Annotated in this window: 21 protein-coding genes and 1 tRNA gene; 12 read left to right on the top strand and 10 right to left on the bottom strand. The window is 36.9% G+C overall.

Going from position 1 to position 22,737, the window contains the following annotated elements:
• Nucleotides 1–22 precede the first annotated feature (22 nt).
• From CDG59_RS04745 to CDG59_RS04705, 9 genes are all read left to right on the top strand, one after another.
• Nucleotides 23–1,516: a DUF4331 domain-containing protein gene (locus CDG59_RS04745; protein WP_005165096.1), complete on the top strand. Its 1,494-nt coding sequence runs from the start codon at nucleotides 23–25 to the stop codon at nucleotides 1,514–1,516.
• A 15-nt stretch (nucleotides 1,517–1,531) separates the two neighbouring features.
• Nucleotides 1,532–1,771: a hypothetical protein gene (locus tag CDG59_RS04740; protein ID WP_087543926.1), complete on the top strand. Its 240-nt coding sequence runs from the start codon at nucleotides 1,532–1,534 to the stop codon at nucleotides 1,769–1,771.
• Nucleotides 1,772–1,821: 50 nt separating this feature from the next.
• Nucleotides 1,822–2,943: a tetratricopeptide repeat protein gene (locus tag CDG59_RS04735; protein ID WP_087543924.1), complete on the top strand. Its 1,122-nt coding sequence runs from the start codon at nucleotides 1,822–1,824 to the stop codon at nucleotides 2,941–2,943.
• Between the two features lie 92 nt (nucleotides 2,944–3,035).
• A complete protein-coding gene (locus CDG59_RS04730) occupies nucleotides 3,036–5,153 on the top strand; it encodes a TonB-dependent receptor (RefSeq protein WP_087544021.1) in 2,118 nt (705 codons plus the stop codon).
• A gap of 29 nt (nucleotides 5,154–5,182) precedes the next feature.
• Nucleotides 5,183–6,109 carry a hypothetical protein gene (locus CDG59_RS15275; protein ID WP_171294984.1) on the top strand — a complete coding sequence of 309 codons (927 nt, stop codon included), beginning with the start codon at nucleotides 5,183–5,185 and terminating at the stop codon, nucleotides 6,107–6,109.
• Nucleotides 6,110–6,826: 717 nt separating this feature from the next.
• Nucleotides 6,827–9,499 (top strand): DNA mismatch repair protein MutS, encoded by a 2,673-nt coding sequence (gene mutS / locus CDG59_RS04720; protein ID WP_087543922.1) that lies wholly within the window; start codon nucleotides 6,827–6,829, stop codon nucleotides 9,497–9,499.
• 275 nt (nucleotides 9,500–9,774) lie between these two features.
• Entirely contained in the window at nucleotides 9,775–10,104 is a 330-nt protein-coding gene (gene fdxA / locus CDG59_RS04715) for a ferredoxin FdxA (RefSeq protein WP_004663008.1), read from the top strand.
• A 136-nt stretch (nucleotides 10,105–10,240) separates the two neighbouring features.
• Complete coding sequence (locus tag CDG59_RS04710; RefSeq protein ID WP_087543920.1) at nucleotides 10,241–10,954, top strand: D-Ala-D-Ala carboxypeptidase family metallohydrolase; 714 nt, start codon at nucleotides 10,241–10,243, stop codon at nucleotides 10,952–10,954.
• 138 nt (nucleotides 10,955–11,092) lie between these two features.
• A complete protein-coding gene (locus tag CDG59_RS04705; RefSeq protein WP_005157533.1) occupies nucleotides 11,093–11,761 on the top strand; it encodes an O-methyltransferase in 669 nt (222 codons plus the stop codon).
• 119 nt (nucleotides 11,762–11,880) lie between these two features.
• Here CDG59_RS04705 and CDG59_RS04700 read toward each other — a convergent pair whose 3' ends face one another.
• From CDG59_RS04700 to CDG59_RS04660, 9 genes are all read right to left on the bottom strand, one after another.
• Nucleotides 11,881–12,723, bottom strand: a complete 843-nt coding sequence (locus CDG59_RS04700; protein WP_087543918.1) for a universal stress protein — start codon at nucleotides 12,721–12,723, stop codon at nucleotides 11,881–11,883.
• Between the two features lie 115 nt (nucleotides 12,724–12,838).
• A complete protein-coding gene (locus CDG59_RS04695) occupies nucleotides 12,839–13,456 on the bottom strand; it encodes an acyltransferase (RefSeq protein WP_087543916.1) in 618 nt (205 codons plus the stop codon).
• The gene (locus tag CDG59_RS04690; RefSeq protein WP_087543914.1) at nucleotides 13,446–14,048 is read right to left on the bottom strand and encodes an IMPACT family protein; all 603 of its coding nucleotides are present in this window, start codon (nucleotides 14,046–14,048) and stop codon (nucleotides 13,446–13,448) included. The genes CDG59_RS04695 and CDG59_RS04690 overlap by 11 nt, the downstream gene beginning before the upstream one ends.
• A 156-nt stretch (nucleotides 14,049–14,204) precedes the next feature.
• Entirely contained in the window at nucleotides 14,205–14,951 is a 747-nt protein-coding gene (gene lptB, locus CDG59_RS04685; protein WP_004663024.1) for an LPS export ABC transporter ATP-binding protein, read from the bottom strand.
• Entirely contained in the window at nucleotides 14,951–15,499 is a 549-nt protein-coding gene (lptA, locus tag CDG59_RS04680) for a lipopolysaccharide transport periplasmic protein LptA (RefSeq protein WP_087543912.1), read from the bottom strand. The genes lptB and lptA overlap by 1 nt, the downstream gene beginning before the upstream one ends.
• Entirely contained in the window at nucleotides 15,483–16,031 is a 549-nt protein-coding gene (lptC, locus tag CDG59_RS04675; RefSeq protein WP_087543910.1) for an LPS export ABC transporter periplasmic protein LptC, read from the bottom strand. Before lptC ends, lptA begins: the two co-directional genes overlap by 17 nt.
• A gap of 39 nt (nucleotides 16,032–16,070) precedes the next feature.
• Nucleotides 16,071–16,610: a KdsC family phosphatase gene (locus tag CDG59_RS04670; RefSeq protein ID WP_005157544.1), complete on the bottom strand. Its 540-nt coding sequence runs from the start codon at nucleotides 16,608–16,610 to the stop codon at nucleotides 16,071–16,073.
• A gap of 3 nt (nucleotides 16,611–16,613) precedes the next feature.
• Nucleotides 16,614–17,591, bottom strand: a complete 978-nt coding sequence (locus CDG59_RS04665; RefSeq protein WP_087543908.1) for a KpsF/GutQ family sugar-phosphate isomerase — start codon at nucleotides 17,589–17,591, stop codon at nucleotides 16,614–16,616.
• A 148-nt stretch (nucleotides 17,592–17,739) separates the two neighbouring features.
• Nucleotides 17,740–18,030: a DUF6896 domain-containing protein gene (locus CDG59_RS04660; RefSeq protein ID WP_227519108.1), complete on the bottom strand. Its 291-nt coding sequence runs from the start codon at nucleotides 18,028–18,030 to the stop codon at nucleotides 17,740–17,742.
• 276 nt (nucleotides 18,031–18,306) lie between these two features.
• Here CDG59_RS04660 and cysS point away from each other — a divergent pair, with 276 nt between their 5' ends.
• From cysS to CDG59_RS04645, 3 genes are all read left to right on the top strand, one after another.
• Nucleotides 18,307–19,728 (top strand): cysteine--tRNA ligase, encoded by a 1,422-nt coding sequence (gene cysS, locus CDG59_RS04655; RefSeq protein WP_087543906.1) that lies wholly within the window; start codon nucleotides 18,307–18,309, stop codon nucleotides 19,726–19,728.
• Nucleotides 19,729–19,790: 62 nt separating this feature from the next.
• Nucleotides 19,791–19,866, top strand: a tRNA-Gly gene (locus CDG59_RS04650).
• Nucleotides 19,867–20,091: 225 nt separating this feature from the next.
• Nucleotides 20,092–20,565 carry a copper resistance protein NlpE gene (locus tag CDG59_RS04645; protein WP_087543904.1) on the top strand — a complete coding sequence of 158 codons (474 nt, stop codon included), beginning with the start codon at nucleotides 20,092–20,094 and terminating at the stop codon, nucleotides 20,563–20,565.
• Nucleotides 20,566–20,659: 94 nt separating this feature from the next.
• On the opposite strand, the gene CDG59_RS04640 is transcribed toward CDG59_RS04645, so the two are convergent.
• The gene (locus CDG59_RS04640; protein WP_087537123.1) at nucleotides 20,660–22,264 is read right to left on the bottom strand and encodes an isocitrate lyase; all 1,605 of its coding nucleotides are present in this window, start codon (nucleotides 22,262–22,264) and stop codon (nucleotides 20,660–20,662) included.
• Between the last annotated feature and the right edge of the window lie 473 nt (nucleotides 22,265–22,737).

The raw sequence follows: 22,737 nt of genomic DNA, 5'->3' as shown, positions 1-22,737 counted from the left end.
AACATGGTCAAGGAGACACAAAATGGACTCTCGCCTACTTTTAGCAATTATGCTAAGTAGTTTTAGTGTGACATCATTCGCTTCAAGCCACCGCGAAGCACCATCAATCAGTAAAACACCCAAGGTTGACGCTACAGATTTTTATATGTTTAAAAGTTATGAGCCGAGCCGAAGTAATTTCGTAACCATACTAGCAAACTATCAGCCTTTACAAGATGCTTATGGGGGGCCTAATTATTTCGCTTTAGATCCTAAAGCCTTATATGAAATACACATTGACAACAACGGAGATGGGCAAGAAGACATTACTTTCCAATTTAAATTCAATCAAGAGTTAAAAGACTTACAAGTTCCTGTAGGTGGCAAGAATGTTTCTGTACCATTATCTAACATTGGTAAAATCACAAATGATAGTAGTTCAGCTCAAAATACCGCTGAAACATATACTGTTACCATGATTAAAGGTGACCGACGTAAAGGTGATCGAAGTACTTTAGGCTCTTTTAAAAAGCCATTCGATAATGTTGGCGCAAAATCAATTCCAAACTATCAAGCCTACGCAGATACATTTGTCCAAAACATTAACTTTGGAAATTGTGGTTCTGGTAAAGTTTTTGTCGGTCAACGTCAAGATCCTTTTGCTGTTAACTTAGGTGAAGTATTCGATTTAGTGAATATTAAGATTCCTGCGACTCAACTCGCACCTTCAGGCGTAAACGCTGAAGATCAAGGATTGAATAATATTGCAAATAAAAACGTCACTACAATTGCTTTAGAAGTTCCACAATCTTGTTTAGTGGCTTCAAATGATACAGTGATTGGAGGATGGACAACAGCAAGCTTACCTCAAGCCACCTTATTAAATCCTAATCCTGAAAGCAATCTTTCCAGTGCAAGTAAAGTTGGTGGTGCTTGGACTCAAGTTTCACGTTTAGGCATGCCTTTAGTTAATGAAGTCGTCATTGGTCTTAAAGATAAAGATAAATTTAATGCAAGTAAGCCTGTGAATGATGGGCAATTTGCTGACTATGTGACTAACCCAACCCTGCCTACATTAATAGAAGTTCTTTTTAAAGAGGCAACTGGTGGTGCCGTAGTTGCGCCAACAAACTTTCCAAGAACTGACTTAGTTAACGCATTTCTTTTAGGTATTCCTGGCTTAAATCAACCTAAAAATGTAAAAGCATCTGAAATGTTACGTCTAAATACTGCTATTACTCCAGCAGCTAAAGATAAACAAAATCGTCTTGGTGTAATCGGTGGAGATACTGCAGGATTCCCGAACGGTCGTAGACCTGGTGATGATGTCGTCGATATTGAGCTGAGAGTTGCTATGGGCTTACTCTGCACAATTGATGGTGTCAATACCGCTGTTGGTTGTAAAGCGAGCGATGCTAAAGCTGGAGGAATAGGCTTTACAGATGGAGCTCTACAATCACCACAACAATTTGGTACTGCTTTCCCATACTTAAATACTCCAGTAGCAGGCTCTCCATTTAATACAGCTAGCAAATAATTAGGAGTAGTCACCATGAGAAAACTCATTTTGCTATTTATGGTTGGTATTGGATTAAGTGGCTGCGGTGGTAATGACAATAATTCAAAACCAAATAATAACAACCCATCCCCAAATGACCCCGTTCTTAAAGAAACCTTGTCATTAACCAATCAACCTCAAAGTAACTACGAACAGGCTGAACCTAAAAGTATTACTGAAATTTCAGAATCTACTATAGATAACAAATCAGAACCCGTTGCAGTGAAATTTTAAGATTAAGACTCTTAACAAACTTCTGTTAAGAGTCTTTATAGGAGTTTTAAATGTTAATTCGTCAGCTAACATTACCAATAATAGCTTCATTGTATTTAAGTACTGCTTTCGCTCACCCCAAACATCACCATGAAGAATCCTCATCGAGTTCAGAACATCCAAATTATTCAGTAATGTTAAAAAACAATCATAATGATGAGCTGAGAAATCAAATCGTTAATGTGTTACTTGAAAAAGCTTATTCAAAAGGCGACGGTAAGTTTTTAGAACAAGCTGAAGACTTAATGAAATCAAGCTTCAATTCATCAGACACAGAAAATAAATTGTTAGAAACTCGACTCGCTCAAGCAAATCATAATTTCAGCAGAGCAGAAACAATACTTAATGACGTATTAAAAAAAGACCCTAAAAATTATGATGCAATTTTACAACTCGCAAATATATATAGATTACAAGGTCAATTTAATCAGTCACTTAAATTATGTGATCAATTAGATCAACAGAGTGTGAAACTTTATCAAGCTGGTTGTGTCCTGCAAGTGGATGCAATGACAAAAAATATTTCAGAAATAAAGTCTAGAACAAATGAACTTATTCAAATGGCAACAAGGCTAAATAAAAACGATCAGCAATGGTTAGGTAATATTATGCTAGAAATAGCGACAAGATTTAATGATCCAACTCTTGCGAGCCAATCTATTCCATTACTTAATGTAGATAATTTACCCAACACTCTTACTAAATCCAATTGGTATATTTCTCAACAAGAATATTCAAACGCAATCAAAATTCTGACCCCATATCGTTATCATGATGGCGCGTTATATAGAATTATTTTAAGCAAACAGAAACTAAACGATCCTCTTGCAGAAAAAGACCTAAATGAACTAACTCAAAGAGTACAAAATCTACTCGACCATAAGGATCACATACATCTCAGAGAGCAAGCTCAATTCCTATGGGTTTCAAAAAAATATGATGAAGGTTTACGCATAGCTGCCAAAAACTGGAATATGCAAAGAGAAAATGACGATTTTGAGATTTATACCGCCCTTGCACTTGATAGTAAAAATCGTGAAAGCATAGAAAAATTATTAAATTGGAGTAATGAGACTGGCTATGAAAATCCGACCTACATTCAAAAATTAAAACAAATGTTAAAGCAACTATAAATCTAAATTTGATAAATAACTGAAAACATGAAATGAATAATGATTTCATGTTTGTGAAAATCACGAAAATTTATAAAATTAATGGAATAAAAATGAAAAAAAGAATTTTGTATTGCTTGTTGATAGGAAGTAGTCATTTCTATTTAGGTCAGCTTACTCATGCTGGAGGTGAACTTACAACAACACTTCCTACAATTAAAATAACAGCATCATCAAATTTAGATAGCACTTTTGGGGTCGCATTTACTTCATCCCAAGGAACAATATCGAAAGAACAAATTGAAACTCGACCTTTATCACGTCCAGCAGAAGTTTTAGAAACGATCCCTGGTGTCATTGTGACTCAACACAGTGGTAGTGGTAAGGCAAATCAATACTTTCTGAGAGGTTTTAACTTAGATCATGGAACTGACTTTGCAACATCATTTGATGAACAACCCATTAACATGGTGAGTCATGCCCACGGCCAAGGTTACACAGACTTAAATTTTCTAATCCCCGAACTGATTGAATCAATTCAATATCACAAAGGAGCAGTATCGATTGATGATGGTGATTTTGCATCAGCAGGTACAGCAAAAATTTCGAGTATCCATTCTCTAGATAATCCTTACGCACAAATAACGTTAGGTAATCACAATTTACTGAGATTTTTAGCCGTTGGAAACTTAGTTCTTAGTGATGGGGAATTAATCGGTGCAGTTGAAAACATCAACAGTGACGGACCTTGGGTTAATCCTGAAAATCTTTCAAAACAAAATCTATTCTTAAAATATTTCACTGGTGACCATAATAAAAATCAATCCATCAGCTTTCAACATTATCAAGCACGATGGGATGCTACTGATCAAATTCCAGAGCGGCTGATTGAAAGCGGTGAACTTAATCGCTTTGATAGCTTAAACAAGAGTGATGGTGGTAAGTCTGCTCGGACTGCTATTTGGTATAATGCTAAAAATTATGAGAAAACGAAATACTCAACAATCTCCACTTATGCCATATGTAACAAACTGAATCTATTTTCTGACTTTAGTTATTTTTTAAATGATCCAGTCCATGGAGACCAATTTGAGCAAGCTGAAGAACGAACGACACTTGGATTTAAATTTCAAAAAGGTTCATTAAGTGAATGGTCAAGCAAAGAGCTTTTAAACTCATTTGGATCATCTCTTAGGTATGATTATATTAACAACTTAGGTCTTTACCAGACACAAGATCGACAGCGTTTCAACACTATAAGAAATGATAATGTTAATCAATGGTCTATTGGAATATGGGGACAAAATCAAACCACGTGGCAACCTTGGTTAAAAACTATTTTAGGCGTTCGTGGTGATTTTTATTCTTTTGATGTAAATTCTGATAAAGAAGAAAATAGTGGTCATAAAACTGATCATATTTTCAGCCCTAAAATGAGCATAATTTTAGGTCCGTGGGAGAATACTGAATATTACATTAATTATGCATATGGCTTTCATAGCAATGATGCTAGAGGAACTACAACGCACCTAAACATTGATTCTCGTGATAGTAACTATTTAAAAGCAACTCTCCCCGTTTCTCCATTGGTAAGAACAATAAATTCAGAACTGGGATTAAGAGCAAAACTTATACCTGAGCTCACCTCAACAATAGCTCTATGGCAACTTGATTCAGATTCAGAACTGGTATTTATTGGCGATGCTGGTACGACAGAAGCAAGTAGACCAAGTAAAAGACAAGGTATCGAAATTTCACAATTCTATCAACCAACAGATGCTTGGATTATCGATCTAGATCTGGCTTGGTCAAAAGCAAGATTTAAAAATGAAAATTCGGAAGGAAATCATATTCCTGGGGCAATAGAAAAGACCATAGCTGCTGGATTTACTTATAAACTGAATGACCAAATTAATTTTGGAGGACGTTTGCGTTACTTTGGTTCTCGCCCTTTGATTGAGGATAACTCAGTTCGTTCCGATTCATCAACTTTAGTTAACTTACAAGGAAGCTATCAATTTAATAAAAACTTTCTAGCACAAGTTGAACTCTTTAATGTATTCGATCAAAAAACAAATGATATCGAATACTACTATGCATCATGCACTCGTCAAGATCTCAGTGAGCCTACATGCTCACCTAACTCTTCAGAACGTGAAGGAATTTATGATAGGCATATCCATCCTACTGAGGGCAGAAACCTCAGAATGACCTTCCGCTATTTATTCTGACCTGAGCGATAAATGCTGAGGAGAAAAATATGTTGTCTCAAAATAAACTCAATATTTCACATATCGCATTTCTCTTTAGCATTATGATGCATGTTTTTATTGTAATCCTACTTTTAAATTTTGCAGTTAAAAAAAACGATCATATAAATTCAAATATAAAGATTACGTTAGTTTCGGCATCAAGTGTAAATCATAAAGATGCAATGTTTTTGTCTTCAAAAGATTCGCAAACAACAGCAACAATCGATCAACCTCAACCTCAACCTCAACCTCAACCTCAACCTCAACCTCAACCTCAACCTCAACCTCAACCTCAACCTCAACCTCAACCAATCAGCGAAACAATATTTGATAGTACAGCACAAGTAAATGCATCAACAGAAAATCAAGTACCAGAGTTCTTTAGTATCGATGAGCATGTAAATTCATCAAAAATTGAGCATACTTATGACCCGCTCTTGGATGCACAAAATAGAGCAAAAAAAGCTATAAAAGAAGCAAAAGACGTATCAAATCTTTATCAGTCAAATATCAAACCGATGGAAACTGACTTCTTAGAAAAGAACCAATTATCTTCTTTAAAATTAGAAACTGACTCATTTAGTTTTTACAAAGTTGAAATTATTGACACACCAAAGGATTTTGAACGTTATTCTGCTCAAATTCATGTTTCTAAAACCACATCATCAAGTGAAGAAGAAATTAAAATTAATCAACTTAGTGAACAAATTACAGAACTACTTCATGAAAATCGCTTAGTTTTAACCAACAAACATCCTGAAACTATTGAATTTATAATCGATCCAGTTAATCGAATTATTCTTATTAATCTTTCTTCAGAATCATTGAAAATGCATCACAATCTCAAATCATTATTAGAAAACATGTCGTTTGATGCAATTCTAATAGATAGCAATCTGAATCAAAAAGCTTATTCTTTTGTTGTTAATATTTAATTTTCAACATAAAACAGAGATTTAAAAAACTCTCTTTTGGGGAATTATTTGTGATTCAATCCAGATAGCACAATCATTAATATACTTTTATGATGTTTAGACGAACCTGATTCTGACAACCGAGAAAGTAGTTGTTTCAATTCAAAATCTGAAAAGCATTCTGGTAAGCTTATACGAACTAAGTTTCATGTGCGTGTGTTTTAAACCAGATTTAGCCAATAAAATAGGATTATCAAAAATTTTCTGAAAATTAATCTAAACCAATAGCATAATCTTAAGTAGTGATCAATTCTGACGGATCTCTACCACGATCAACAATACTTTTAAGAAGTTCCACAATATCTTTTCTTACAATAGTATCGACCTTTCTATCTACTAATTTTGCAATGATATCAACATATAAAGTTCTTCTTGTTTCCGACTACTGTGCTTTTTAATTACGAGAACCCTCTATTTTTTTTAAAACCAGTTCACTAGTCAACAATTACTCTACTCTCATTAATTTCTATCAAATAACAAACTATGAGATTTTTTAAATTTAATTTTTTATGAAAACTGCTGTTCTAGGTTTAAAATAAGATTTCACTCACTATTGGCTCAATTCTTAGATATAAAAGCTGTACTTTTCCTTAGATGAGTTCCTGTTGACTCCCTATCAGTTAGACAATTAGACTTTCTATATTTTAATTTATTCAAAAATTTAAGGACTTAATACGCATGAACAGTGCTGAAATCATGGCTGACTTATCTTCTCACACCCCAATGATGCAGCAATATCTCAAAGTCAAAACAGACTATCAACATGCATTGCTGTTCTATCGTATGGGTGACTTTTATGAACTATTCTTTGAAGATGCGCATTTAGCAGCCAAACTACTCGGCATTACACTGACTCATCGCGGTAAAGCGAGTGGGCAACCGATTCCAATGGCTGGTGTGCCTTATCATTCAGCCGAAGGCTACCTTGCCCGCTTAGTTAAATCTGGTCGCACAGTTGCAATTTGTGAGCAAGTTGGTGAAGGTGAGAACGCAGGTTCTCGCGGTAAAGCACCTATGGAACGTAAAGTAGTTCGTATTCTAACACCAGGTACTTTGACTGATGATGCATTACTTAGCAGTTATCAGTCTTCAAATCTGGTTGCTTTATGTATTCAACAAAATCAAATTGGGTTTGCATTACTTGATTTGAGTGCGGGTATTTTTAAAGTTCAACAACAAAACTATAAGCCAGAACAATTGGCGATTGAGCTAGCTCGTTTAATGCCTAGCGAGATTCTCATTGATGAAGATCTGATCGATCAAAATATTATTGAACAAATTAAAAAGAATTTAGACTGCCCAATTACTAAACGTCCAAATGTTGATTTTAATTTAAATAATGCACAAAAAACTTTGTGTGACCAGTTCTCAGTTTCAACTTTATCAGGCTTTGGTCTAGATCCACTCCCTTTGGCAAAAGCTGCAGCCGCAGCATTAATTCATTATGCCAAAGAAACACAAAAAACGGCTTTACCACATATTCGTTCCATTCAAATTGAGCAAAGCACTGACTTTATTGCACTTGATCCAATTACACGGCGTAATTTAGAAATTATTGATCCGTTATTTGAACATGGCACATCTTTATTCCAACTGATTAATGATTGCCAAACCGCAATGGGTGGCCGTTTACTCAGTCGAACGCTTATGCAACCGATTCGTGATACTGCCATATTAGATGCTCGCTTAGATGCCTCAGAGCAATTATTAAAAGGCTACCATGAATCTCCTGTACGTTTAGTGCTCAAAGAAATTGGTGATATCGAACGTGTATTGAGTCGTGTTGCTTTGGGCAGTGCACGTCCACGCGATTTAGTTCAACTGCGTCAAGCATGTGCACAAATTCCATTTTTACGGCATGCTTTAGCACCTGTGCTAAAAAACCAACAATCTCAATTATTAAATCAGTTGGATAATCAATTAGGTGATTTCAAAAGTCTACATCAACATTTAATGGCGGCAATTGTTGAAAATCCGCCAGTATTATTACGCGATGGTAATGTGATTGCTGAAGGTTATGATGATGAACTGGATGAATTACGTAAAATTCGTGATCATGCAGGGCAATTTTTAATTGATTTAGAAATTAACGAACGCCAACGTACTGGAATCAATACACTTAAAATTGGTTATAATCGTGTCAGTGGTTACTATATTGAGTTGACACGCGTTCAGGCCGAGCAGGCACCTGCCGATTATATTCGCCGTCAAACCTTAAAAAATGCCGAGCGTTATATCACTCCAGAGCTCAAGAGCTTTGAAGATAAAGTCCTTTCAAGTGAATCACGCGCGCTTGCCCGTGAAAAGCTTTTGTTTGAATCCTTATTAGATGAGCTTCGCCAAAATATTGCTCAACTACAAATGATGAGCGCAGCAATTGCGCATATTGATGTACTGGCAAATTTTGCACATCAAGCCAGATTAAATAATTGGACAAGACCTGAATTTACGGCTGAAACCAGCATCAAAATTCAAGCTGGTCGTCATCCTGTGGTTGAAGCTTTAAATAAAGCACCATTTACACCGAATGATACGACTCTAGACCCACAACACCGTATGGCGATTATTACGGGTCCAAATATGGGCGGTAAATCGACATTTATGCGTCAGACCGCATTAATCAGTTTACTTGCTTACTGTGGTAGTTTCGTTCCTGCAAAATCGGCAAAACTGGGTTCAATTGATCGTATCTTTACCCGTATCGGTTCTGCGGATGATTTGTCGACAGGTAAATCTACTTTTATGGTGGAAATGACTGAAACCTCACAGATTTTACATCATGCTACAAGTCAATCTTTGGTTTTGATGGATGAAGTTGGTCGTGGTACGAGTACTTATGATGGCCTCTCTTTAGCTTGGGCGTGTGTACTTGATTTGACGAAGCGTGTGAAATGTCTATGTCTGTTTGCAACACACTACTTTGAGTTAACCGAACTGGGTGGTGAAGTTGGTATTGATAATTATCATGTGACAGCACAAGAACTGAATGGTAATTTAATTTTATTGCACAAAGTACAACACGGTCCTGCAAGCCAAAGCCACGGCTTACAAGTTGCAAAACTGGCAGGTATTCCAGCAAGTGTAATTAAAGAAGCACAGAAACGTTTGAAAATTCTGGAAAAGCAACAGCATCAACATTTGCAAAATACAGTTCAAAATGATTTATTCAGTTCACTTGAGCATGAAATTGAAACTCAAGTTGTTGAGAAAATTGTTGAAGTGGAAGCTCAATCCCCTGCGCTTGAATTGTTAGATAAAATTGATGTGGATGATCTAACACCACGTCAAGCACTTGAACAGCTTTATCAGCTCAAAGCCTTATTCAAATCCAGCCAAGCACTCGAAAATTAAGATTAAATCATCAGCTTTGGCCCTAGGTCAGAGCTGATTTCTCTGGTTGTAAGATCGCAATTATATTTGTGCGCTTATTTTGCATCATGTAATGCAAGGAGAAATTCGACAATTCATTAAGTTATTGAGACTTATTATCAATAAAAGTCATATAAATAAGCCCATTTCATTGATACGAATAATAAATATCAATAAAAGGAATTGTTTCTATCGGTATTTTTTGCCTAAAATACGCTATGCAAAATGAAAACCATATTTTTTAGGTAGCTGCCGCCATGACCTTTGTTGTCACCGAAAACTGTATTAAATGTAAATATCAAGACTGTGTTGAAGTTTGCCCTGTAGATTGCTTCTATGAAGGTCCAAACTTTCTTGTCATCAATCCAGATGAATGTATTGACTGTGCGTTGTGTGAACCTGAATGTCCAGCAAATGCGATTTTCTCTGAAGATGAGCTACCTGAAGGTCAAGAAGCGTTTATTGAGCTGAATGCTGAACTCTCTGAAAAATGGGCAGGTAATAACATCACTCAAATTGGTGAACAACCTGCTGATCGTGAAGAATGGAATGGCAAGCCAAATAAATTGCAATATTTAGAAAAATAATCATAGAAAAGACCAGTATTAACTGGTCTTTTTTTATACTCGAATCACACATTTCTTTGCAATTGCACCATTATTTGTGCGTTATTTTGCATTAAAATAATTCATCTATTACTTATAGATTGTGAACTGCTTTTTTATGATGCGAAATAAATTACAGGGTCTCTTATCATTTTGTATCATCCCTGTGATGATGGTCGGTTGTGTCAGTTCAGCCACTAAAGTGAATCAAAATCAAGATAAAAGAATTTACATTCCTCAAGAACAAGTTACTTTTACTCGCCCAATTCCAAATAAAGTTGAACCAAACTCTTATCGCCAATGGCTCAATCAGGGCGAGAACTATGCACGTGTGCGTGAATATGAGCAGTTTTTAACACGCAACAATGTGGCGCATATTATTCCAAGTTTTGAATTACTGCGTACTGCACGGGACTGGCAAAAATGTGGTCGCTCAGAATATATGGTGCCAAATCGTGAGCTATGGAATAATTCACTTTCAACCTTACGGGTCTTTAAATATTTAATCGCTGCTAAGATTTTAACTGATTTCGAAGTCACTTCTGTTTACCGCGATCTACCTTTAAACCAATGTGCAGGTGGTGCGGGTTCTTCTAAGCATTTGTTCAATTCAGCAATCGACTTCCGTATCGGGCCTGAGGTTCCACAACCGCAAGACTATGCATATATTGAACAGACCAAATTTAAACTATGCCAATTTTGGATCCAGCATGGGCAGAGTTTAAATCTTGGAATAGGCTTGTACAGCTCTGGCCAAATTCATATCGATACGCAAGGTTATCGAACTTGGGGGCCTGACCTCACCCGAAATAGTTCAATGTGTAACTTCTAATAAACGATAATTTAAATCGATAAGAGATCTAAACGGTCTCTTTTTTATTTCAATGATAGTGATTAATTCAGTAATCAAATTGCACTCTAAGCATAAATGTTTAAAATGCAGCTAACAGATTCATAGGTAAACTTGATTATGCAACAGATGTGGACCGACATTGATGACTATATCAATTCACATTTAATTCCCACAGACCCAAGACTTCAACATGCATTAGACAATACCGATACTCAGGGGTTTTCTAATCATTTGGCTGTTGCGCCTAATCAAGGCATGTTTTTGCAAATGTTGATTCAGATGAACCAATGCAAACGGGTACTGGAACTGGGAACTTTTGGTGCCTACAGTACTATTTGGCTTGCAAAAGCATTACCTGAGGATGGCTATCTACTCACGGTAGAAGGTCGAGATACTCACGTCATTATTGCTCAGGAAAATATCGATTTTGCCAAGATGCCAACCAATATCGAGCTCAAGAAAGGTCGTGGTGCAGATATTATGAAGCAACTCATTGCTGAAGGCAGTGAACCCTTTGATTTGATTTTTATTGATGCCGATAAACAAAGTTATCGTGAATACTTTGAATTAAGCTTAAAGCTTTCTCACTCAGGTACGATTATTGTACTTGATAACGTCATTCGTGCAGGTGCGATCTTAGATGAGAATAATAAGAAGCCTAGTATTGAAGGCATTCGTGAAGCATTCTCAGCATTAAAAGATCATCCTCAACTGCTCTCTTGCACTGCTCTACAAACAGTAGGATCTAAAGGGCATGATGGTTTTGCAATTGCAATCGTAAAATAGAGATCAAAAAACAATCTAAAATTTTTAATTATTTAATATCAATAACTTATATTTATCCACAATGCTTTTCCATATAGTTATCCACAGTAATTGCGGATAACTATATGGAAGAAAATGAATCACTTAGCTACGAGTAAGGGAACATTGGCATTTCGGAAGATCGTTGTAGTAATACTGCCTAAGAAAAATTGATGAATTTTACTATGGCTAAAAGCACCTAAAACAATGAGTTGAATATCATGTTCTCTTTGATATTCAAGAATATTTTGGGCAACATCCCCGTATCGATAAATGGGTATAACATCTAAACCCACATCTTTTAAATATTTTTCTGGCTCTGCCAGCATTTCTGGGTGATCACCGACATAAAGTAAATGACATTGTAACTTTTTCAATAAATCACTTTGTGCTATACGTTGCAGCATTTTTTGACAAGTCGGTGAATACTCATAAGCGAAAATAAAACGTTTCGGTGGTTCAAAATGCTCTCCCACAGTAATCACTGTACAGTTTGCACCACGAATAAAGTTTTCCACGTTACTGCCAATTGGCTTATTCTTCTCGGCCGCCCGTTCACCCACACGCCCGATAATGACAACATCATTCTCTTTTAAAATATTAAAGCTCTGTTCAAGAAAATCGCCTTTTTCCTGAATCTTGGTACTGGTTAAACCATATTGTTTTTCGATCAGCTCAGAAATATGCTTGAGTAAGTTATTACTATAATCGAGTGCAAGCTCGCTTTGCTTTTGCTCTAGTTCAGCTAATTCTTTGAGTAACATCGCATTACTTTCAAAACCAATGACACCGCTGATTTCACCTAAATGATAGCTTGCTGGATAATAGTCCAGAATTTGCAACAGTACTAATTCTCTTTGCGTTTGCTTCGCCACCCATGCGGCTGCTTCAGCGACAGCCTCGATACAGGGTGAAGAATCAATACATGCAATGACACGGTTCATGTTCGCCTCTCTTTAGGTTTAACACCTTAGGTCTTGTACTTGTTTTTAACTTATCACAGATCAAAGTATGGTGGGTTAAATTTATGTATAGAATCTCATGAGCTTTTAATTGATTTTATTCAGTACGATAACGAATCAATCTAGCTGGATTACCTGCCACAATTGCAAAATCTTCTATATTTTTAGTAACCATACTATTCATCCCCACAACCGCATGATGTCCAATTTTCACGCCATCTTTTATACCAACATGAGCCCCTAACCATACATCTCGCCCAATCTCAATTCCTTTGGAGGTAACAGCTTGCTGGTATATTGGTCGGTCTAAATCCATGCCATGATCAAACGCATATAAATGACTATAAGCAGCTATTCGAACCTGATCATGCAGCTTAATGCCTGCACGTCCGCCATCTAAAATACAATGATGATTAATCGCGACTTCGTTACCAATCTCTAAAGGTCCATGTAAAGTACAATCTGCTGCAATAAAAGTATTATCTCCAATCGTGATCTTGCGCCCACGCTCAGCAAAAATATGTGCTAAAGGGGAAATAAAACAATTTTTGCCAATCTCTATTGTTTCCATTTCCATCAAATAAGCTTGATATTCAGCTTGCCATGCTTCGGCCCATTCTCGATGTCTAGGCTTAAGTGACCAGTACAACCAAGGCATATAATTCAAACGATGCTTATGTTGTTCTCGATACTTTAATAAAGGATCAGTTGTCATCTTCTTGTTCCTCTATCACCTTAAGCGATTCACGTCCACGTGTAACATCTTGGAGCTTATGCCTTAAAGGCTCAATTTGATGTACTTGTACTCGTGCTTCAATAAGAACACCTGTTTCAGTGTAACGTTCTTGATATTCAATTTGTTGCTGCATCAACTCATATTGAATAATTGCCCATTCATTAAATAGGCAGGCAAATTGAATCTGTTTTTTCTCAATCAACTCAATTTTTTCAGCCAATAATAAACATTGACCTGCACATCCACCATAAGCCCGTACCAGTCCACCTGTACCGAGCTTAATACCGCCGTACCAACGGTTCACCAAGACGATGACATTGGTTAAGTCATTGCCTTCGATTGTCGCTAGAATGGGACGACCTGCTGTGCCAGAAGGCTCACAATCATCATTAAACCGAACATGGTGTCCAATTTTCCATGCCCAGCATTGATGTGTTGTTGAAATATCTTTGTTTTGTTCTAAAAAAGTTTTAACTTGCTGCTCATTTTCAACAATTGCAGCAATCGCTTGGAAGCGACTTTTTTTAATGTCTTCTTCAAAAGTTACCGTATTGGCAATGGTGAAAGGCATAAACATAAATACAAACTAAAAAAGGAATTATAACTTTTCACACCGAAATAAAAAACCATTCACTATCAAACACGTTAATCACGTATCTTTTTATTATTTATAATAATTTTAGATAAAAAAAGAACCATAAATGGTTCTCTTTTTATTTAATTTGATTCAAACCACAAAATCATCACCTAGATATACTTTACGCACTTGCTCATTATCTAAAATTTCTTGCGGAGTACCTTCTGCAATCACAGAACCTTCACTGACAATATAAGCTTTTTCACAAATGGCTAAGGTTTCTCGAACATTATGGTCAGTGATTAAAACACCAATTCCTCGACTCTTTAACGTTTGAATAATATCTTTAATATCACCCACAGAAATTGGATCAACACCCGCAAATGGTTCATCCAATAACATAAATTTCGGATCAGCAGCCAACGCACGAGCAATCTCAGCACGACGGCGTTCACCACCTGAAACACTCATCCCCAATGAATCTTTAATATGATTGATTTTAAAATCATTTAATAATTCAGTTAAGCGTTGCTGGCGTTGCTGCTTATTTAAATCTTTGCGTGTTTCCAAAATTGCCATGATATTTTCGGAAATTGTGAGCTTTCTAAAAATTGATGCTTCTTGTGGTAAGTATCCAATACCTTTACGTGCCCGCTCATGCATCGCTAGATCAGATAAATCTAAATTATCTAAATGGATTTCACCCTTATCCATCCGAACAAGTCCGACAACCATATAGAAACTTGTGGTTTTACCTGCACCATTTGGTCCAAGTAAACCGACAATTTGACCGCTTTGCATCGTAAATGAAACGTCTTTTACCACCCACCGTTTACTATAGTTTTTAGCTAGGTGTTTAATACATAAAGTTTGTGATTGCTGTACTGATTGATCCATTAATCACGCGCCCCTGGAGAACTTTTAGAACTTGATGGCGGAATAATAATTTGAACTCGATTTGATGAAGAACCTTGTGCCTCTACATCACCTTTGTTCATACTATATTTCAGACTATTACCACGAATACTAGAACCATCTTGATACAGATAAGCCTTACCAGTCAAAGTAATAATTCCTGTATCGGCATTATAAACAATGGTCTGCGCTTCACCACGCGCTAAACCTTTTTTAGCATCTATTTGCTGCTGAAATTTTGCCAACTGACCTTTAGCTGTAATCGTTTGTATTTCTTTTTTGCTATTCAATGTCGCAATAATAGAATCAGCCTGAAGCTTCATCGTGCCTTGCTCGATCACTACGTTACCCGTATAGGTTGTTACACCCGTTTTATCATTATAGGTTGCACGATCAGCAACCAATGATAACTGTTGGCTACGGTCTGATGGCAAAGCAAAACTTGAAGCCGAAGAAAATAATACAGCGGCAATACAAGTGACCTGTTTTAGGAAAGTGAAACGAAATTTAGAATTAAAAGCTTGGCGCATACTTTCCTCGAATTTTATAGAATTCATATTGACCATTATTCAAATTTGCCTTTAGACCTTGACTAACAAACTCAGAACTTGGCGTTTTTACAGTGACTGAGTGTTGTGTCTCTAATTCTCTGGTTTTTGGATATCCTGTGAGTTCATTAGTATGAAACTCCATTTTCCCCTGATCAGACAATTTAGTTGCAACGACATTGCCTTGTAATATGATCTTTGTATTATCGTCATAGGCTTGTGCTTGTTTTGCATAAAACGTTGCATCAGCCTTACCCTGCTTGTACATCACGGCATTTAATTGATCAAGTTGGGATGTTTTCTGCTGCATATTTTGCTGCAACTGTTTCACCTCAGCCCGAATGTATAAATTACCCTGCTCATCAGTCTGAGTTAAGTGAACACCCTGCGCTGAATAAGTCATATTTTTCGCTGAATCAACATCCAACTTTTTTGCTTTGCCGCTGTAATAATAATAGCCACCACTTAAAGCAGCAATCAAAACAGCGACAACATATAAAACCTTGGTATCCATAAACAGAGTTACCTGACCTTTGGGTAATTCACGCTACTATTAATGTGGTACAGCTAAATATTTTGCAAGTAGCTCTTGGTAAACGCCTTTTGAACATAAGAGCATATCGCATACTTCTCGAACTGCGCCACGTCCACCCATCGCTTGAGTGACTAAATTTGCACGACGACGAACTTCCTCATGTCCATTGGGAACAGTAATACTCATGCCAGCAATCGCAAATGCAGATAAATCAGGCCAGTCATCGCCCATATATAAACAATCTTCAGGTAAAATATTTAACTGAGCACAAGCTTCACGTAATGCCACACCTTTATCTTCTCGCCCTTGAAAAATAAGATCAACACCTAAATCTGTCATTCTTTTTTCAACAATATTGCTCTTACGTCCAGTGATAATAATCACTTTCATTCCTGCTTGTTGAACCAATTTCATACCTAACCCATCACGAATATCAAATGATTTAAGTTCATCACCTGAGTTTGTTAGAGTTACAAAGCCATCGCTTAAGATTCCATCCACATCAAGCACTAATGCTTGTAAATGACGTGCTTGTTCTTGTAAAGCATAAGATGCCATGGCTTAATTTACTCCTGCCTGAATAAGGTCATGCATACTAATCACACCAATCACTTTATTGGTATGATCAACAACTACAAATTGATTAATCTTTCTCTCATGCATTTTTTCCAATGCTTCCACCGCACGGGCTTCTTCAGAAATAGTGAGTGGATTTTTGGTCATAACTTCAGCAACTGGGAGATTTACATCAAAACCTTGCTGCTGATCAATCATTCGGCGTAAATCACCATCAGTAAAAATACCTAATAAAATATCGTTCTCATCAACAACCGTGGTAAGACCCAAACGTTTATCTGAGATTTCATATAACACCTTGTTCATCGGTGTATCAGGTTTAACTTTGGGTAATTCAGTCCCTGTATGCATCAAATGTTTTACATGTAAAAGTAAGCGTTTACCTAATGCTCCCGCAGGATGGGAACGAGCAAAATCATCTGCGGTAAAACCACGCGCTTCCAACAATGCGACGGCTAATGCATCGCCTAAAACAAGTGTTGCAGTCGTACTAGATGTTGGTGCTAAACCTAGAGGACAAGCCTCATCCGCCTCACCTAATGTCAGTGCAACATCCGCATTCTGTGGCATTGGTCCTTTATCATCACGACTGATAGTAATTAATGGTACACCTAGATGTTTGATTAACGGCATGAGCATCATGATTTCATCACTTTTGCCTGAATTTGAAATCGCGATTAATACATCACCTCGAACCAACATACCCAAATCACCATGCCCCGCTTCACCTGGGTGCATAAAAAATGATGGTGTCCCAGTTGATGCAAGTGTCGCTGCCATTTTTCGACCGATATGACCTGATTTGCCCATACCCGTCACAACAACACGCCCTTTACACTGCAAAAGAATTTCACATGCACGATCAAAACTTTCATTAATTTGTGTTGCAAGAACTTCTAAGGCTTGTTGCTCAATTCGCAGGGTCTCTAATGCGCTTTTTTGAAAATTTATGGCTTGTGACATATGATTTTGACCCCAGAATAATACGCTATCCACCTGAAGGCAGATGATTTTAATCAAAAGAATGATACTGATTCTAGCATAATTGAAAAATATGCACGTTTCTAAATGTAGTAGTTTTCATCAAAAATGAAGAGAGATTGAACTTATGTTAATTGCTAGAATCTACTAAGTAATAAAGTATATACCCTGAATAGACTAAACGACCTGCTTTCACTTCATCTTCAAAACATTGCTTTAAAGCAGCTTCGCTAGAAAATCCATATTCAAATAATCTTGAACCAGCAAAATCAAGCAGTCTCCATAAATCAAAACCATTGATCTGCCCCTGCTCTCCAAAATCAAAATCTACGGCACCTCTAGGTAATTTAACCTTACAACCAAAACCATGTTTAAAATATGGAATACCTCCTATCAATTTACCAAGTTGAGGGATATCCATACATGCTCATTCAATATTTGTAATAGGTTGCTTTATACCAGATCCTTGCATAAGAGCTAGAACCTCACATACTGCACTTTGATAAGCAAGAATGAGACATCTGAGATTGCTATTCATCATAAACTCAAGAGTAAAAAATCATAATATGCGATATTGCTAAAAAAAAGGCATTTATAAAGTCAATCACTCCTCCATTTTTTTCACATGATAACTTTATGAAATACAATGCATACGTTATGATGAATCACGATTTTTGTAGAGTGTTTGAAAACCCTTATGCAACCTTTTGTTCTATATAATTCTGAGCAACGTAAAAAAGTTGAATTTGTCCCACGTCAAGAAGGTCAAATCGACATGTATGTCTGTGGTATGACTGTTTATGATTACTGTCATATTGGACACGCTCGAGTTATGGTTGCATTTGATTACATCATCCGCTTCTTACGCAGCCAAGGCTGGAAAGTTCGCTATATTCGTAACATCACGGATATTGATGACAAAATTATTGCGCGTGCCAATGAAAATGGCGAAAGCATTCAACAACTCACGGCTCGTTTTATTGATGCAATGAATGAAGATGCAGCTAATTTAGGCTGTGCAGCACCAGACGAGGCACCAAAAGCAACTGAATATATTGATCAAATGCAAAATATGATCAATACACTGGTTGATAAAGGTGCTGCCTACCCCGCTGCCAATGGTGATGTCTATTTTGAAGTGACTAAATTTGATAAATATGGTCGCTTATCCGGTCGTAAATTGGACGACATGCAAGCAGGAGCATCAGAACGTGTCGATGTCGAAGTAGACAAGAAACATCCATTCGACTTTGTACTTTGGAAACATGCCAAAGAAAATGAACCTGCATGGGCTTCACCATGGGGCAATGGTCGCCCAGGTTGGCATATCGAATGCTCTGCAATGTCGACTTGCTGCTTAGGCAATCATTTCGATATTCATGGTGGTGGTTCAGATCTCATGTTCCCTCACCATGAAAATGAAATCGCACAAAGTGAAGCATCAACAGGTGAACAATATGTCAATTATTGGATGCATGTTGGTTTTATCAATGTTGATGGCGAAAAAATGTCTAAATCTTTAGGCAACTTCTTTACCATTCGCGATGTCATGGAAAAATTCCATCCCGAAGTGATTCGTTACTTTATTGTCTCATCTCATTATCGTAGCCCTGTCAATTTCTCTGATGTTGCATTAAAAGAAGCAAAGACCACACTAAGTCGTTTTTATCATTCATTTAAAGCTTATCAGCAAGTTTATGGTCAAAAAACAGTTGAAACTTTAGCGCAAGATCTTGTTGAACGCTTCAACAGTGCAATGCGTGATGATTTTAATACTGCGGAAGCAATCGCAGTACTATTTGAAATCAATAAAGAATTAAATCGTGCGGTTAAAGAAGAACAGGCTGAACAAGCAACTGTTCTTTATTCAACGCTACGTTATCTGACGAACATTCTTGGTCTAGTGCAATATGATGTTGAAGATTTTTTAAAGTCTGATATTGGTCAAGAAGCGCTTAATCTCTCTGATGTAGAAATTGAAGATTTTATTCAACAGCGTGTTGATGCAAAAAAAGCTAAAGATTTTGCAAAAGCCGATAGCATTCGTCAGTCTTTACTCGATCAAGGTGTCGTTTTAGAAGATACTCGCCAAGGCACAATTTGGCGACGTGCTGATTAATTCAACACTCAGCAACATAGAGAGTTGACAGTTGGATGAAACTCTCTATAATGCGTCCTATTGCGGGAATAGCTCAGTTGGTAGAGCATAACCTTGCCAAGGTTGGGGTCGCGAGTTCGAGTCTCGTTTCCCGCTCCAAAATTTAAAAAGCCTTTATCTAACGATAAAGGTTTTTTTATATTTAAAATTTACTTTTTTCTAAAATTTTAATACTTTGCAATAAGTAGGTTAAATAATAAATTTAAATTCTGCCATTTATAGATTTACCAAAGGTTAAATAACCCTTACACACTGTCACTACCCTTTCTTCTTAAAATCCCATAGTTTAAATAACAATATTTTCAAAAAAGAGCTTAATACCAAATGAAAAAGTCAATTATTGCAATTTCTCTAGCTTCTCTTGTATTAGCCGCTTGTAGTAAAACTGAAAATAAAAAAGTTGAAGAGCAAACACCAGCTACAACTGAAACTGTATCAGAAGCAACTGTAGCTGATACTGCACATACTGCTGAAAATGCATTAGATTGGAATGGCACATATAAAGGCATACTCCCTTGTGCAGATTGTGAAGGTATTAAAACCGAACTAGAACTTAATTCAGATAAAACTTATGAGATTAAAGAAACCTATCTTGGTAAGGGTGATGGCAAACCATTTGAAAGCAAGGGTAGTTTCCAATTCGATAACAAAAATTCTTCTATTATTGAATTAGATAAAGCTGGTGATAGCCGTAAATATTTTGTTGCTGAGGGTTATTTAAAAGCATTAGATATGGATGGTAAAGAAATTACGGGTGATTTGGCTGATAAATATCAACTCAAAAAAGAAGCTGAATAATCTTTTTAAATTTTAAATGCTCGCTGTTGCGAGCATTTTTATGATTAAAATAAAAAACCCTGCTTAAGCAGGGTTTTTTTGAATCAATCGAGGCTTAGTGAGCAGCGAATTGGTTCATTGTGTTTTTAGCATCATCGTGCGCTTTAAGAGCGTTGTCACCAGAGAAGATTTCTTTGTGATCATCACCGATGTCAGAACCAGCCATTGCTTGGTGTTTAACACAAGCGATACCACCGCGGATTTCTTTACGTTGTACGCCAGCAACATAAGCCAACATACCTTCAGAACCGAAGTAACCTTGTGCAAGCTCATGAGTAGAAAGAGCAGCAGTGTGGTAAGTCGGAAGTGTGATCAAGTGATGGAATACACCCGCTTCACGAGAAGCATCTGCTTGGAATGTACGTACTTTTTCATCAGCATCAGCAGCCAATTCAGTAGCATCGTACTCAGCGCTCATTAATTTAGCACGGTCGTAAGCAGAAACGTCTTTACCTTCAGCAACCCAACGGTCGTAAGCTTGTTGACGGAAGTTTAACGTCCAGTTGAATGATGGGCTGTTGTTATAAACAAGCTTAGCATTTGGAACTGTTTCACGTACACGGTTAACCATGTGAGCGATTTCAGCAACGTTAGGCGTCGCTGTTTCGATCCAAAGAAGGTCAGCACCGTTCTGTAAGCTAGTTACACAGTCAAGTACAACGCGGTCAATTTGAGTGCCTTCACGGAACTGGTATAGACCAGAAGCAAGACGTTTAGGACGGTGAAGTTTACCATCACGCTTGATCAGGATTTCGTCTTCTTGAGCTTCTGAAATGTCGATTTCAGTTGTGTCTAAGTAGCTGATGTATTGAGAAGCGATGTCGCCTGGCTCTTTAACCACTGGGATTTTTTGAGTCAAGTCAGCGCCTTCAGAGTCAGTACGTGCAACGATGATACCGTCGTCAAGACCCATTTCTAAGAATGCATAACGTAAAGCGTGGATTTTAGCGATGAAGTCTTCGTGTGGAACAGTTACTTTACCTGCTTGGTGACCACATTGTTTCGCATCAGATACTTGGTTTTCGATTTGAAGCGCACAAGCACCAGCTTCGATCATTTTCTTAGCAAGTAAGTAAGTCGCTTCTTCGTTACCGAAACCAGCGTCGATGTCAGCAATAATTGGCACAACGTGAGTTTGGAAACCATCGATTTGAGCAGTGATTTCAGCAGCTTTAGCAGTGTCACCAGCTTCTTGAGCTTTTTTAAGAGCACGGAATAAATCGTTTAATTCTTTCGCGTCAGCTTGACGTAAGAAAGTATAGATTTCTTCGATTAATGCAGGAACAGAAGTTTTTTCGTGCATAGATTGGTCAGGAAGTGGACCAAATTCTGAACGAAGTGCAGCAACCATCCAACCAGAAAGGTAGATATAGCGACGTTCAGTAGTACCGAAGTATTTTTTGTTCGCAATCATTTTTTGTTGAGCGATGAAACCGTGCCAGCAACCTAATGATTGAGTATATTTGCTAGAGTCAGCATCATAAGCAGCCATATCACGACGCATAATCGCAGCTGTATATTTAGCAATATCTAAACCAGTTTTGAAACGGTTTTGCATTTGCATACGAGCAGCATCTTCTGGGCTAATATCGCGCCAAGTGTCGCCGAATTTTGCTTTTAATTCGCGGATTGCATCAATCGCTGTTAAATATGTAGACATGATATATTCCTTTAGAGGGATTGGCATCGAATGATCGCAAAAAACCATGCTTTTATAGTCTAGATTTTAAGCACTTCATCAACATATTGCACAGCTTAGTCTGTGCAAACAGATTAATCCAATATTCTTGGTTAATTTTCAGTATTTATTTATGAAATATACAGATAAAACGATATAGAATATTCAAAAAAATAAACTAAGCCTTTGATATATAAATATTTTTAAAATAAAATTCATCATAAATTATTCATTAAACAATCTAAATCGTATTATTTCTATACATTTAAAACAACTATCCAATACCAAAACATATGAATGAATAAAGTGAATAAATGCAGAAATGGCTATAGTGTTTTTATATATTGAATATCATTTCCTCATGATAATGAATCTGTTATAAGCTTATTCAAATTTAACAAGACCAAACCATTCAACTATTTGCTATACCTTTTATCTCGTTTTAAGTTACACAA

Origin of the sequence: Acinetobacter sp. WCHA29 (genome assembly GCF_002165335.1) — a bacterium.
In the GTDB taxonomy this organism is placed as follows: domain Bacteria; phylum Pseudomonadota; class Gammaproteobacteria; order Pseudomonadales; family Moraxellaceae; genus Acinetobacter.
The sequence above is the reverse complement of the archived record's forward strand: the minus strand, read 5'-3'. Positions and strand labels throughout refer to the sequence as shown.